Annotated in this window: 10 protein-coding genes; 4 read left to right on the top strand and 6 right to left on the bottom strand. The window is 63.7% G+C overall.

The window, feature by feature from the left end:
• Positions 1 to 102: 102 nt before the first annotated feature.
• On the top strand, positions 103 to 1,275 hold the full coding sequence (locus tag R2E40_RS16410; RefSeq protein WP_318163920.1) for an MFS transporter: 1,173 nt from the start codon (positions 103 to 105) through the stop codon (positions 1,273 to 1,275).
• 65 nt (positions 1,276 to 1,340) lie between these two features.
• On the opposite strand, the gene R2E40_RS16405 is transcribed toward R2E40_RS16410, so the two are convergent.
• The gene (locus tag R2E40_RS16405) at positions 1,341 to 2,225 is read right to left on the bottom strand and encodes a LysR family transcriptional regulator (RefSeq protein ID WP_011706897.1); all 885 of its coding nucleotides are present in this window, start codon (positions 2,223 to 2,225) and stop codon (positions 1,341 to 1,343) included.
• Between the two features lie 99 nt (positions 2,226 to 2,324).
• Positions 2,325 to 3,080, bottom strand: a complete 756-nt coding sequence (locus tag R2E40_RS16400) for a YciK family oxidoreductase (RefSeq protein ID WP_318163919.1) — start codon at positions 3,078 to 3,080, stop codon at positions 2,325 to 2,327.
• A gap of 233 nt (positions 3,081 to 3,313) precedes the next feature.
• On the opposite strand from R2E40_RS16400, the gene sohB reads away from it, so the two are divergent.
• Positions 3,314 to 4,321, top strand: a complete 1,008-nt coding sequence (gene sohB / locus R2E40_RS16395; protein WP_318163918.1) for a protease SohB — start codon at positions 3,314 to 3,316, stop codon at positions 4,319 to 4,321.
• Between the two features lie 85 nt (positions 4,322 to 4,406).
• On the opposite strand, the gene astB is transcribed toward sohB, so the two are convergent.
• Complete coding sequence (gene astB, locus R2E40_RS16390; protein WP_017409145.1) at positions 4,407 to 5,744, bottom strand: N-succinylarginine dihydrolase; 1,338 nt, start codon at positions 5,742 to 5,744, stop codon at positions 4,407 to 4,409.
• A gap of 361 nt (positions 5,745 to 6,105) precedes the next feature.
• Between astB and topA the strand changes: the two genes are divergently transcribed.
• The gene (gene topA / locus R2E40_RS16385) at positions 6,106 to 8,727 is read left to right on the top strand and encodes a type I DNA topoisomerase (protein WP_318163917.1); all 2,622 of its coding nucleotides are present in this window, start codon (positions 6,106 to 6,108) and stop codon (positions 8,725 to 8,727) included.
• Between the two features lie 114 nt (positions 8,728 to 8,841).
• Entirely contained in the window at positions 8,842 to 9,009 is a 168-nt protein-coding gene (locus R2E40_RS16380; protein ID WP_005303277.1) for a hypothetical protein, read from the top strand.
• Positions 9,010 to 9,024: 15 nt separating this feature from the next.
• Here R2E40_RS16380 and R2E40_RS16375 read toward each other — a convergent pair whose 3' ends face one another.
• The 3 genes from R2E40_RS16375 to R2E40_RS16365 form a co-directional block, all read right to left on the bottom strand.
• Complete coding sequence (locus R2E40_RS16375) at positions 9,025 to 9,381, bottom strand: MGMT family protein (RefSeq protein WP_024944134.1); 357 nt, start codon at positions 9,379 to 9,381, stop codon at positions 9,025 to 9,027.
• A 67-nt stretch (positions 9,382 to 9,448) separates the two neighbouring features.
• Positions 9,449 to 11,002 carry a PAS domain-containing methyl-accepting chemotaxis protein gene (locus R2E40_RS16370; protein WP_318163916.1) on the bottom strand — a complete coding sequence of 518 codons (1,554 nt, stop codon included), beginning with the start codon at positions 11,000 to 11,002 and terminating at the stop codon, positions 9,449 to 9,451.
• Between the two features lie 216 nt (positions 11,003 to 11,218).
• Positions 11,219 to 13,087: a beta-N-acetylhexosaminidase gene (locus R2E40_RS16365; protein WP_130631929.1), complete on the bottom strand. Its 1,869-nt coding sequence runs from the start codon at positions 13,085 to 13,087 to the stop codon at positions 11,219 to 11,221.
• Between the last annotated feature and the right edge of the window lie 84 nt (positions 13,088 to 13,171).

The raw sequence follows: 13,171 nt of genomic DNA, 5'->3' as shown, positions 1-13,171 counted from the left end.
AGCCTTGAGGTGGCTCTTGATAATGACATAAAATAAGCGACGCCATTTCATGCACTTGCCGAATTTTGGCCAGTTTTCTTCCCTCCAATCAGTGGTAATTCTATGCACTTGCTGACCGCCGCTCGCAACAGGACGGACCCCGTCTCTCTCTCTTTTCTGGCCGTGACCTTTATGACCGGGGTGGCGGTGGCACTGCAGGTGCCCACCTTGAGCCTGTTCCTGGCCGAGGAGGTGCAGGTGCGCCCCTTCCTGGTAGGGCTCTTCTATACCGTCAACGCGGTGATCGGCATCCTCATCAGCCAGTGGCTGGGCCATCGCTCCGACAACAAGGGGGATCGCAAGCGGCTGATCCTGCGCTGCTGCTTCGCCGGCGTGGTGCTCTCCCTGCTGTTTGCCTGGAACCGGCAGTACTGGTTGCTGGTGAGCCTGGGGGTGTTGCTGGCGAGCCTGGCGGCGACCGCCAGCCCCCAGCTGTTCGCGCTGGCGCGGGAATACGCCGACAGCCGCAACAAGCGGGCCGACATGTTCAGCTCGGTGTTGCGGGCCCAGTTCTCGCTGGCCTGGGTGATAGGGCCGCCCATCGCCTTCGCGCTGGCCATCGGCTACGGCTTCGAGGTGATGTACCTCGCCTCCGCGGTGGCCTATCTGCTCTGCGCCTTCGTGGTGTGGCGCTGGCTGCCCTCGTTGCCGCTGCCGGTGATGGACAGCGAGGTGGAGCGGGTCAGCAGCTGGCGGGATCCGTCGGTGCGGGCGCTCTTTATCGCCTCCACCCTGATGTGGACCTGCAACAGCATGTACCTCATCAACATGCCGCTCTACATCACCCGCGAGCTGGGGCTGGAGGAGAAGCTGGCCGGGGTGCTGATGGGCACGGCGGCGGCCCTCGAAATCCCCTTCATGCTGCTGGCGGGCCATTACACCCAGCGCTTTGGCAAGCGCCCCATGATGCTGCTGGCGGTGCTGGCCGGAGTCGGCTTCTACGTGGGGCTGGTGACCCTGTCGAGCCAGCATGCCCTCATTGCGCTGCAACTGCTCAACGCCATCTTCATCGGCATCGTCGCCGGCATCGGCATGTCCTACTTCCAGGATCTGATGCCGGGTCGCGCCGGGGTGGCGACCACCCTGTTCGCCAACAGCATCCGCACCGGCTCCATCATGGCGGGGGCGATAGCGGGGACTGTGGCGGAGATCTGGAGCTTCCACGGGGTCTTCATGGTGGCCATGGGGCTGGCGCTGCTGGCGCTGGCCGCCTGCTGGCGGGTGCCGAACGTCTGAAGCTGAAAGGGTGAGGGGGCGAGCGGGTTGGCCCGCCTCAATGTCTGTGGCGGCGGGGAGGCGCTCTAGCGGTCGTTGTCGTTCTGGTATTCGTTGCGCAGGCAGCGCAGCAGCAGCTCGGTGGCCGGACCCAGCGCGTCGGCCGACGGGGTCAGCAGATAGGTATAGAGGTGGCGCTCGTTGCCGCTCGCCAGATCCAGCGGTACCAGGGCGCCGCTTGTCAGCTCTTCCTGCACCAGGTGGCGCGGCAGCCAGGCGTAGCCGAGGCCGAGCTTGAGCATGGCGATCACCTCGTGATAGTGGGTCGCCTTCCAGCCGGTGTCGTCCGCGTCGTTCCAGTCCACCGAGCGGTGAATGGGGGGATGCAGGCTGATCTGGTTGTGGCTGGCCAGCTCCTCGGCGGCGATGGCGCCCCCCTGGGTGGCGAGCGGGTGCTCGGCCGAGCAGAGCGGCAGCAGGCACACCTCGTCCAGCGGCAGGCCGGTGCGATCGTGGGGCAGGTGTTCGGAGAGCATCAGATCCCCCACCTGCAGGGCATTGAAGTGGCAGTGGATGCGCTCGTGCAGATTGACCCGGCAGCCCCGGCTGCGGGGGTAGAAGTGGGCCAGCGCCCGATAGAGCCGCTCGCGCGGTTGCAACACCGACACATAGAGGTTGATCTGCGGCTCCCACTGCCGTTCCAGGTTGTTGGCCAGATTCTCCAACTCTTCCACCTGCTGGCTGAGCTGACGGGCCCGCTTGAGGAAGATCTCCCCCGCCGGCGTCAATACCGCCTTGCGCCCTCTCACCTCCAGCAGAGCCACACCCAGACTCTGCTGCAGCTTGGCTACCGCATGATTGAGAGAGGATTGGCTCTTGTTCAGCGCCTCGGCGGCCTGGGCGTAGCCGCCACAGTCCACCACGGCCTGAAAGATCCGCCATTGCTCAAACGTGCTCTTGGGACGAAACATATCTCAACCTGATAAGGGAGCGGATGTTGCAACAGGGTGCCGACGGCACCCTATTGAATGTAACCCCATGCGGCGCAGGGTTGCGGTTATTTTGTTGATTTATTTGGGCTGGGCCACAAAGGTCTGGCCGGTTTTGCCCCGGCTGTCCGCACCCATCAGATAGAGATAGAGCGGCATCAGGTCGGCCGGGGTCTTGAGGTTCATCGGATCTTCGGCCGGGAAGGCGCTGGCCCGCATCTTGGTGCGGGTGCCGCCCGGGTTGAGGGTGTTGACCCGCACGCCGGTATTTTCCAGCTCGTCAGCCAGCACTTCCATCATGCCTTCGATGGCGAACTTGGAGATGGCATAGGTGCCCCAGTAGGCGCGGCCCTTGCGGCCCACGCTGGAGGAGGTGTAGACGATGGAGGCATTGCCCTGCTCCTTGGCGGTCTGGCGGATGAGCGGCAGCAGCGCCTGGGTCAGCAGGAATTCGGATTTGACGTTGACCTGCATCACCTCGTCCCACTCCTGCTCCTGGATGTGTTCGAACGGTGACAGGGTGCCGAGCAGGCCGGCGTTGAACAGCACACCGTCGAGGCGGCCGAACTGCTGGGCGAAGGTCTCGGCCATGCCAAGGTAGTGGCTCTTGGTCGCCCCTTTCAGATCCACCGGCACGATGGCGGGCAGCGGGTGGCCGGCGGCCTCGATCTGGTCGTAGACAGCCTCCAGCTTGGCGCTGGTGCGGCCGAGCAGGATCACGGTGGCGCCGTGGGCCGCATAGGTGAGCGCCGCTTCGCGGCCGATGCCGTCACCGGCACCCGTGACCAGAATGACCTTGTCCTTGAGCAGATCCTGGGGGGCCTGATAGTTGAACATGACAACTCCTGTTAACAATTCGTGGCAGATGCGCGCGGCAAATAGAGGGGCAAGTGTACTGATCCCGCACGGCGTTTGACCAGTATGAGATGGCAAAAATGTGAATAAATTAGAGGGGTTGTGATTGTCGATTGGCATTTTTGACGGGTTGACGCAGAGTTTTTGCGCACACCGGGCAAACTCCCTAGAATGTGAAAAAATCGTCCCCCCGGGGCACACCAGTGGAGCATCAAGTGGCATTTTTGACCGAATACGGCCTGTTCCTGGCCAAGACCCTCACCCTACTGCTCGCCATCGGCGCCGTCATCCTGATGGTGGTGAGCTGCCGTCAGCCCAAATCCCGCAAGGGGGAGCTGGTGGTGACCGATCTCTCCAGCGAGCTGGAGCAGGGACGTCACCAGTTGCAGGCCGCGCTGGCCGGCAAGGCGGAGCGTAAGCAGCTGGAGAAGGCACGCAAGGCCGAGCACAAGGCGCGGGCCAAGAGCGAAGATGCGCGCAGCCGGCTGTTCGTCATCGATTTTCACGGCAGCATGGATGCCAAGGAGGTGGCCTCCCTGCGTGAAGAGGTGAGCGCCGTGATAGGGGTGGCCCAGCCCGGCGACGAGGTGCTGCTGCGGCTCGAATCCGGCGGCGGCGTGGTACACGGCTACGGCCTGGCTGCCTCCCAGTTGCAGCGGCTGCGGGATCGTGACATCAAGCTGACCGTGGCCATCGACAAGGTGGCGGCGAGCGGCGGCTACATGATGGCCTGCGTGGCGGATCAGATCCTGGCAGCGCCGTTCGCCATCGTCGGCTCCATCGGGGTGATCGCCCAGCTGCCGAACTTCAACAAGCTGCTCAAAAAGCACGACATCGAGTTCGAGATGCACACCGCCGGCCAGTACAAGCGCACCATCACCATGTTTGGCGAGAACGACGATCAGGGGCGCGAGAAGTTTCGCGAGGAGCTGGGCGCCATCCACGAGCGCTTCAAGGCATTCGTGGCCGAGCACAGACCCAACCTCGACATCGACAGCGTCACCACCGGCGAACACTGGCTGGCGAGCCAGGCCAAGCAGCTCGGGCTGGTGGACAGCCTCTGCACCAGCGATGACTATCTGCTGGCCCAAGCCAGCCAGCACAAGGTGGTCGGCATTCGCTACAGCAAGCCAAAGAGTCTGACCCAGAAGCTCGGTCAGCAGGCCGCCGTGGCGCTGGAGTCCGGTCTTGGTCGGTTGTGGCAGCAGAGCCCCTGGCGCTGAGTCAGGGCAACGTAAAACCCAATAAAAAAGCCGGGCACTTGCCCGGCTTTTTCATGGCGTCGGCGCTGCAGGCCGATGGCGCGTCTCAGCGCTGGAACGGGTAGACGGAGCCGAGTTTGAGGATCTGGGTCAGCTCGTCCAGCGCGGTGCGGGACTCTATGACCAGCGCCGGATCCCGCAGGTCATCCAGTGCCAGGCTGTCGCGGTAGTGGCGATCGACCCAGCCATCGAGGCGGGAAAACTGGCTGTCGGTGATGAGGCAGGCCGGGTTGACCGCAGCCAGCTCGGTGTCGTTCATGGCCACCCGCAGCCGCAGGCAGGCGGGGCCGCCGCCGTTGCGCATGCTCTGCTTCACGTCCATGTAGTGCACCCCCTTGATCGGGGTCCCCAGGGTCACCAGCTTGGCCAGATAGGCGGATACCGCCGGGTTGTCGCGACATTCGGTGGGGGCGATGATCGCCATCTCGCCGGAGGGCAGGGTGAGGATCTGGGTGTTGAACAGATAGGACTTCACCGCATCCTGCACCGACACCTCGGCAGTCGGCACCTCGATGAAGTGCAGCTCGCCGTCGCCGAACTTGGTGCGCACCTCGGCCAGCGCCGAGGCGGTGTTGAGAAACGCCTGCTGGTGGAAGAACAGCACGTTCTGGTTGCCCACCGCGATCACGTCGTTGTGGAACACCCCCTGATCGATGACGTCCGGGTTCTGCTGGATGAAGACCGCGCTCTCGTCCCCCAGGCCGTGCAGGCGGGCGATGGCCTGGCTCGCTTCCAGGGTCTGGCGGGCCGGGTAGCGTTTGGGGGCGGGCTGGGAGACGTCGAAGGCGCTGCGGCCATAGACGAACAGCTCGACCCCGGACTCGCCATAGGCGCGGCACAGCCGGGTGTGGTTGGCGGCCCCCTCGTCGCCGAAGTGGTCGTTCTCCGGCAGGTGCTGATGGTGATAGAAGTGGCGGTCGTTGTTGAACACGGCGCGCAGGATGCGGCCGGTTACCTCGGGTTCGAGGGAGCGGTGAAACTTGTTGGTCAGGTTGGCGGGGGTGAAGTGGATGCGGCCATCCTGGGTATCGGCACTCGGGGAGACGGTGGCAGCGTTGGCGGTCCACATGCTGGAGGCCGAATAGCAGGCGGCCAGCACGGCGGGAGCCTGTTTGGCGGCCTGGGCCAGCACGCTGGCATCGTTGCCGGTGAAGCCGAGGCGGCGCAGGGTGGCGAGATCCGGTCGCTCCTGCGGTGCCAGCACTCCCTGGGTCATGCCGAGCTCGGTCAGTGCCTTCATCTTGCGCAGACCCTGCTTGGCCGCCTCCTTCGGATTGGACGCCTCCTTGGCATTGTTCTGGGAGGCGACGTTGCCATAGGACAAGCCGGCATAGTTGTGAGTCGGGCCGACCAGGCCGTCGAAGTTGACCTCGAAGTGCTTCATTGAGTACATCCTTTCGATTTTTATATGGGTAGCGGTTCCTTCCGCGCACAATGCTGCGGGATGCAGCCATTATAAGGAGATTTTGTCTTTTGTAACAAGCTGATAACGAAACTGGTTTGTTATGTTACAAGAGCGGTTGGTTATGTCGTTTCAAATATAAAAAGAGGGTGGATATAGCATAAAAATAAAAAAGCGGTTGCTTCCCGCGGCTCGGCTTCGCATTAATAAATAAAGAAACAAAGTGGTTCGGGCTGCCGGGCAAATTTGCTCACAAGATTGCTTTTTCCCGTCAAATCTCTTATACAGCCCCACAAAACCGCACACCAACCCCGTCGGGTGCAATGAGGATAATAGTTACAGCATGGGCAAATCACTGGTCATAGTGGAGTCTCCGGCCAAGGCCAAGACCATCAACAAATATTTGGGCAAGGACTACGTGGTGAAATCCAGCGTCGGTCACGTGCGCGATCTGCCCACCAGCGGCAGCGCCAGCAACGAGCCCAAAAAACCTGTCATTCGCGGCATCAAGCTGAGCGAAGCAGAGAAGGCTGCCAAGGATCGCAATGCCCTGTTCTCACGGATGGGGATCAATCCGACCGCAGGCTGGCAGGCCAACTACCAGATTTTGCCCGGCAAGGAAAAAGTGGTCAGCGAGTTGCAGAGTCTGGCCGAGAAGGCCGACACCATCTATCTCGCAACCGACTTGGATAGAGAGGGAGAAGCGATCGCCTGGCACCTGCGCGAGATCATCGGCGGCGACGACAGCCGCTACAAGCGCGTGGTGTTCAACGAGATCACCAAGACCGCCATCCAGGAGGCGTTTGCCCAGCCATCCGAGCTGAACATTCACCGCGTCAACGCCCAGCAGGCCCGTCGTTTCCTCGACCGGGTGGTGGGCTACATGGTTTCCCCGCTGCTGTGGAAGAAGCTGGCCCGCGGCCTCTCCGCCGGTCGGGTACAGTCCGTCGCGGTGCGCCTTATCGTCGATAAAGAGCGCGAGATCAAGGCGTTCGTGCCGGTCGAGTTCTGGGATCTCAACGCCGATCTGCTGACCGCCGACAAGAGCGATCTGCGGATGGAAGTGGTCAGCCGCAATGGCGCCGACTTCAAGCCGGTGACCCAGGCCGAGACCTTCGCCGCCGTGGCCGCCTTGGAAGGGGTCGACTACAAGGTGGTGAACCGGGAAGACAAGCCGACCGGCTCCAAGCCGTCCGCCCCCTTCATCACTTCTACCCTGCAGCAGGCGGCCTCCACCCGGCTGAGCTTCGGGGTCAAGAAGACCATGATGATGGCCCAGCGCCTCTATGAAGCGGGTTACATCACCTATATGCGTACCGACTCCACCAACCTCAGCAAAGAGGCGGTCGAAGCGGTGCGGGAATACATCGGCGAGCAGTATGGCGAAGCCTACCTGCCGAGCGATCCGAACCTGTACGGTGCCAAGGCGAATGCCCAGGAGGCCCACGAGGCGATCCGTCCCTCCAGCGTCCAGGTCACCGCCGAGATGCTCGAAGGCATGGAGCCGGACGCGATGCGTCTGTATGACCTCATCTGGCGTCAGTTTGTCGCCTGTCAGATGACCCCGGCGCAATACGACTCCTCCACCCTGACCGTCAAGGCCGGTGAGTTCGAGCTCAAGGCGCGCGGCCGTACCCTGCGCTTCGCCGGTTGGACCAAGGCACTGCCGCCGATGGGCCGCAAGGGCGAAGACAGCCAGCTGCCGGCGGTGACCGTCGGCGAGATCCTCAAACTCGTCAAGCTGGATCCGCGCCAGCACTTCACCAAGCCACCCGCTCGCTTCACCGAAGCGGCGCTGGTACGCGAGCTGGAGAAGCGCGGCATCGGCCGTCCATCCACCTACGCCTCCATCATCTCCACCATCGTCGATCGTGGTTATGTGCGGGTCGAGAGCCGCCGTTTCTTCGCCGAGAAGATGGGTGAGATCGTCACCGACCGGCTGGTGGAAAACTTCGTCGAGCTGATGAACTACGAGTTCACCGCCAAGATGGAAGACAAGCTCGATGGCATCGCCGAAGGGAGCCTGGAGTGGAAGAAGGTGCTGGACGCCTTCTACGCCGAGTTCACCCAGGAGCTGGAAAAAGCGGACAAGGCGCCGGAAGAGGGAGGCATGCGTGCCAACCAGATGGTGCTGACCGACATCGACTGCCCGGATTGCGGCCGCAAGATGGGCATCCGTACCGCCACCACCGGGGTGTTCCTCGGCTGTTCCGGCTACGCACTGCCGCCCAAAGAGCGCTGCAAGAAGACCATCAACCTCGTCTCCGCCGACGAGTTCGTCTCCGCTACCGACGGTGAAGAGGCCGAGACCGAGGCGCTGCGTGCCAAGCATCGCTGTGGCGTGTGTGGCACCGCGATGGATGCCTACATCATCGACGACAGCCGCAAGCTGCACGTCTGTGGTCGCAACCCGGATTGCGATGGCTACGAAATCGAAAAAGGCCAGTTCAAGCTCAAGGGCTACGAAGGGCCGAGCATCGAGTGCGACCGCTGCGGATCCGAGATGCAGCTCAAGAACGGCCGCTTCGGCAAGTACATGGGTTGCACCAACGACACCTGCAAGAACACCCGCAAGATCCTGAAAAACGGTGATATCGCGCCGCCGAAGGAAGATCCGGTCCCGCTGCCGGAGCTCAAGTGCACCCAGTCCGATGCCCACTTCGTGCTGCGTGACGGGGCGGCCGGCCTGTTCCTGGCCGCCAGCAACTTCCCGAAATCCCGCGAGACCCGTGCGCCGCTGGTGGAAGAGCTCAAGCGCTTCAAGGAGCGTCTGTCGCCCAAGCACCAGTATCTGGCCGATGCCCCGGCGTCAGATCCTGACGGAAACCTCGCCATCGTGCGCTTCAGTCGCAAGACCAAGGAGCAGTACGTGATGACCGAGGTGAACGGCAAGGCGACCGGCTGGACGGCGCACTACGACAACGGCAAGTGGCAGGCGAGCCTGGCCAAGTCGAAGAAGGCGTGATTGCGCGCAGTTCACACTCTGATGAAAGAGGCCCCTCGCAGGGGCCTTTTTGTTTTCGGATGGCGGTATACTGAAACCGCTGCAAGGATGGCAGCGCTGGACACGGAGGTTGTGATGGAGATTAACGAGATCCGGCCGGGAATGACCTGTCTGACCCGGGAAGGAACCGCCTATGTGCTGGAAGTAGACAAGCAGAGTCTGCTGGTGCTGCTGCAGCGGGAGTACGAAACCATCCCGGTGCAGGTGCGCAGCGACGAGATCCTGGCCCCTATCACCCGGTGAGGCGGGCCGCCATCGTCAAAAGGGCAGGAGAAACAGCAGCTCGGCGAGGTCGGGCTGCCACTGCCACTCCCGCATCCTGACCCGCCCGCCAATCACGGGTACCCCCTCTTCCTGCAGCAATCCCGCTTGTTTATCGAAGCCTGCCGACCCCTTGGGCAGTGAGATGGTGCCCGCCGCGCCCAGCACCCGGTGCCAGGGCAGCACCTTGTCGGTCTCCCGCAGCACCTTACCCACCAGCCTGGCCCGACCGGGCAGCCCCGCCAGATCCGCCACCTGGCCGTAACTCACCACGCGACCGGCCGGGATTAGGGCGAGGATCGCCTCGATGCGGGCAACCTTGTTCAGCGGGGCAGGGGTCGATTCCATTCTCATCCGGATCACTCGTCAATAACGACAGAAGCGCCATTGTGGCGCTTCTGTCGGGTGGCTGGCAAATGGGTCAGCCGAAGGTCTGGCTGAGCCCCTTGAGCTGCTTGGCCCGCTCCAGCAGCTCCTGACTGGAGTCGTCGACCTCCTGCATCTTCTGGCTGTTGGCGTGGGAGTACTCGGAGATCTGGTTGATGCTGCGGCTGATGTCCTCCACCACCGTCTGCTGCTGCTCGGCGGCGGCTGCGATCTGGGTGGAGAACTCGGTGACCAGCTCGATCTCCTGCAGCACGCTGTGCAGGCTGCTGGAGCCCTGGCGTGTCATCTCGGCGCATTCGCGGGTCTGCTGCAGGTTCTCCTGCATCATCCCCTTCCAGCGGCCCAGGGTGTGCTGGATTTGCTGGATGCTGCCCTGGATCTGCTCGGTCGCCTTGTGGGTGCGGGTCGACAGGGTACGCACCTCGTCGGCCACCACTGCAAAGCCGCGCCCCTGCTCGCCGGCCCTGGCCGCCTCGATGGCGGCGTTCAGCGCCAGCAGGTTGGTCTGGTCGGCGATGCCCTGGATCTCCCCCATCACGCTGCCGATCCGCTCCGACTCGCTGGCCAGCTCCACTGCCGAGTTGAAGGCCAGCTCCGCCTGTCTGGCGAGCTGCTCGATGCGCTGCTCGGTCTGGGCCAGCTGCTTGTCCGTGTGCTGGCAGCGGCTGCGGGCCTCGCTGACCTGACCGTTGGAGTCCTGGATGTTGCGGGCAATCTCGTGGGCCGTGCTGGCCATCTGGGTCATGGCGGCGGCCATCTGCTGGGTCTGGGCATCCTGCTCGTTGATGTCGAGGCAGGCCTGATGGGAGGCCTGTTTCAGGTTGGTGGCCAGGGTCTGCAGCGGATTGGTCGCATCGTTGACCCGGCCCAGCACGGTGCGGATGCGGGCCTGCAGCATCTTGATGTGAAAGTCGGCGATGGCGCCGGGGCCGTCACCGGAGTAGACCAGCCGGGTCAGGCTGTCGTATTCGCGACCCAGCTGCTGCAGATAGAGCGGCAGGGCGAAGAGCTCGCGCCAGTAGGCGCCGCCGATGAGCAGCAGGGGTAGCTGCATCAGCAGGGCTGTCATCGGGCCTTGACTGCTGGCGGCCCAGCCCAGCAGGCCGAGCAGCAACAGCGCGAGCAGTGGCAGGCGGGCACGGGCGAGGGAGGGGAGGCGGCTGCTGGTGCCGCGCTCCACCTTGAGCAGGGCCTGGTAGGTCTGGCTGGCGATGCGCTTGAGCTGGGGATCCGGCTTGCAGCGTACCGACTGGTAGCCGCTGATCCGGTTGCCCTCGTAGATGGGGGTCACATAGGCATCGACCCAGTAGTAGCGGCCATCCTTGCAGCGGTTCTTCACCATACCGCGCCAGGGTTTGCCCTCCTTGAGGCGGGCCCAGAGATCGGCGAAGGCGGCCTTGGGCATGTCGGGGTGGCGTACCAGGTTGTGATTGTGACCGACCAGCTCCTCGACGGGGTAGCCGGCGATGCGGCAGAAGGCGGGGTTGGCGTAGGTGATCACCCCGCGCAGATCCGTGGTGGAAACCAGTTGTTCGTCGGCAGGAAACTCCACTTCGCTGTCCAGGGTATGGACGTCTCTGCGGGCCATAGGAATACGCTCCGATGTTCTTGTTGATAACTTTGTCGTTGTTATTGTGGCAGATCTGGAGGTGGCTGCAGGCTCGCGCCAGCAGGCGGCAGACCGGCTTCATAGGGGGCTGAATTTTGCCAACAATGGCGGATGAATGGTAGGGGCAAGTTGATGTTTTGTTGGCGAATCGTAAAAAAAAGGCGGCCATCGGGCCGCCAAGGCAAAAAGATAACACTACCTCTGTGGTACCCGGTAACGCACCTGAAGCTGGTCGAGGATCTGCAGCTGGCCCGGCAGACGGGCGGCGAAGTGCTCCCACGCCTTGCGGGCGGGGTCGCTCCAGGCCACCTCGGCGGTCGCCAGCATGCGCGGGAACAACATATAGTCGAGGCGATCGCGAGAGGTGATCAGCTCCGACCATAAGGGGCTCAACACCCCCAGGATGTTATCGTTGGCATGGAAATCGGCTGGGGCCGGGTCACACGCGTAGACCTGCGCCAGATTGAGGGTGCCCGCCCAGTAGAGGCCGGGTTCATGGATGTCCTGGCTCCAGGCGAGATCCAGGTAGAGGTGCTGGGCCGGTGCCATCACCACCGGATAACCGGCGGTCGCGGCGTCGAGCCCGGCCTGGAAGCTGGTCCAGGCGAAGATGGTGGCGTCCCGGCTCACCTTGTCGCCGTGCAAAATCTCCTCCCAACCCAGCATCCGCTTGCCCTTGCCGGCCAGGTACTGCTGGCAGTGGCGCAGCAGGTGGCCCTGCAGCTCGCGGCAATCCTGATACCCCTGCTGCTTCATCAGCTGCTGGCAGGCGGGGCTGTCGGTCCAGACCCCGGCGGGCACCTCATCCCCCCCCATGTGCACCAGCGGCCCCGGGAACAGTTCGCACACCTCGTCCATCACGGCTTCCAGGAAGCGGTAGGTGCCGGGTAGCGCCGGGTTGAGCACGTTGTCGTCAAAATATTGCACCGACAGGTAGCGGGAGCGGTCGGCCTCCTCCACCAGCAGTTCGGGCAGCGCCTTGATGGCAGCGTGGCAGTGACCCGGGATGTCTATTTCCGGAATGATGGTGATGCCGAGCCCGGCGCCGTAGGCCACCAGTTCGCGCACCTCGCTCTGGGTGTAGTAACCGCCGTAGGGCTCGGGGCCGCCGCTCAGCTGGGGCCCCACCGGCAGGGCGTGACCGCGCCAGGCGGCCAGCTCGGTCAGCTGGGGGAAGGCCTTGATCTCGAGTCGCCACCCCTCGTCATCGGTGAGGTGCCAGTGGAAGCGGTTGAACTTGTAGAGGCTCATCAGCTTGAGCAGGCGCTTGAGGGTGGCGAGGGAGTGAAAGTGGCGGGCACAGTCGAGAAAGATGCCGCGAAAACCGAAGCGCGGTGCATCGCTGAGCTCGATGCAGGGCAGGCTCTCGCCGTGCTGCAGATACCACTGGGCCAGGCTGACGAGGCCGTGGCGCCAGCCCGCCTCGCCGCTGGCGGCAATCACTATCTCCTCCGGGGTGATGGTCAGCCGGTAGGCCTCCGGGCCCAGCCCGCTTTCAACCAGCCGGATCTCGGCGTCATGATCTTGCGCCAGCGCGAGCCCGGTCAGCTCGTTGAAGTGGGCCAGCAGCGGGCCGAGCAGGGGGCTCGGGCCGCTGACGTGGGCGCGCTCCGCCAGCCGGAAGTTGCCCTCCAGCAGCAACAGCCGATCCGGCTGGGGCACGATGCCGGCGAGGGGCTCCACCTCGGGCAGATCCGGCGCCGCAGTGGCGGATTGTGGCAGGCCCAGCTCCTCGCCGGTCAGTTCCACCGGCATCAGCTGGGGGCCGCCGCTGGCCTGGGGCAGGCTCAGGAAGAAGCCGCGCGGCATGTCGGAGAGACGCTTGATGGGGGTGTTGCGACAGCAGAAGCACAGCTCGCTGGCCCCCGTTTGCGGGATCAAGACCTTGTAGCTGCCGCTCTGGCGCTCCAGCTCCCCCCCCTCTACCGAGCCGGGGTCGATGTGGCGGGCCAAGCAGAAGTGGAGTTTCCAGGGGGCATCCGGCAGCTGGCTCAGGCTGAAACGAAACCAGACGTCATCGCCGTCGCGTCGGTCGACCTGGGTGTGGATCAGGGGTGCAGACATGAAAATTCCTCTGATGGAGTGAAGGGGACGAACAGCCAGACAGCGTCCTTGTGGTATTGGTCAACCTCGGCCGGGAGCCGCAGG

Origin of the sequence: Aeromonas sp. CD (genome assembly GCF_033349375.1) — a bacterium.
In the GTDB taxonomy this organism is placed as follows: Bacteria; Pseudomonadota; Gammaproteobacteria; order Enterobacterales; family Aeromonadaceae; genus Aeromonas; species Aeromonas hydrophila.
Note: the sequence above shows the minus strand (reverse complement) of the source record. Positions and strands in the feature narration are given on the sequence as shown.

Coding starts and splice junctions, on each gene's coding strand:
- R2E40_RS16410 (WP_318163920.1), top strand. CDS start 103: ATGCACTTGCTGACCGCCGCTCGCAACAGGACGGACCCCGTCTCTCTC.
- R2E40_RS16405 (WP_011706897.1), bottom strand. CDS start 2,225: ATGTTTCGTCCCAAGAGCACGTTTGAGCAATGGCGGATCTTTCAGGCC.
- R2E40_RS16400 (WP_318163919.1), bottom strand. CDS start 3,080: ATGTTCAACTATCAGGCCCCCCAGGATCTGCTCAAGGACAAGGTCATT.
- astB (WP_017409145.1), bottom strand. CDS start 5,744: ATGAAGCACTTCGAGGTCAACTTCGACGGCCTGGTCGGCCCGACTCAC.
- topA (WP_318163917.1), top strand. CDS start 6,106: ATGGGCAAATCACTGGTCATAGTGGAGTCTCCGGCCAAGGCCAAGACC.
- R2E40_RS16380 (WP_005303277.1), top strand. CDS start 8,842: ATGGAGATTAACGAGATCCGGCCGGGAATGACCTGTCTGACCCGGGAA.
- R2E40_RS16375 (WP_024944134.1), bottom strand. CDS start 9,381: ATGAGAATGGAATCGACCCCTGCCCCGCTGAACAAGGTTGCCCGCATC.
- R2E40_RS16370 (WP_318163916.1), bottom strand. CDS start 11,002: ATGGCCCGCAGAGACGTCCATACCCTGGACAGCGAAGTGGAGTTTCCT.
- R2E40_RS16365 (WP_130631929.1), bottom strand. CDS start 13,087: ATGTCTGCACCCCTGATCCACACCCAGGTCGACCGACGCGACGGCGAT.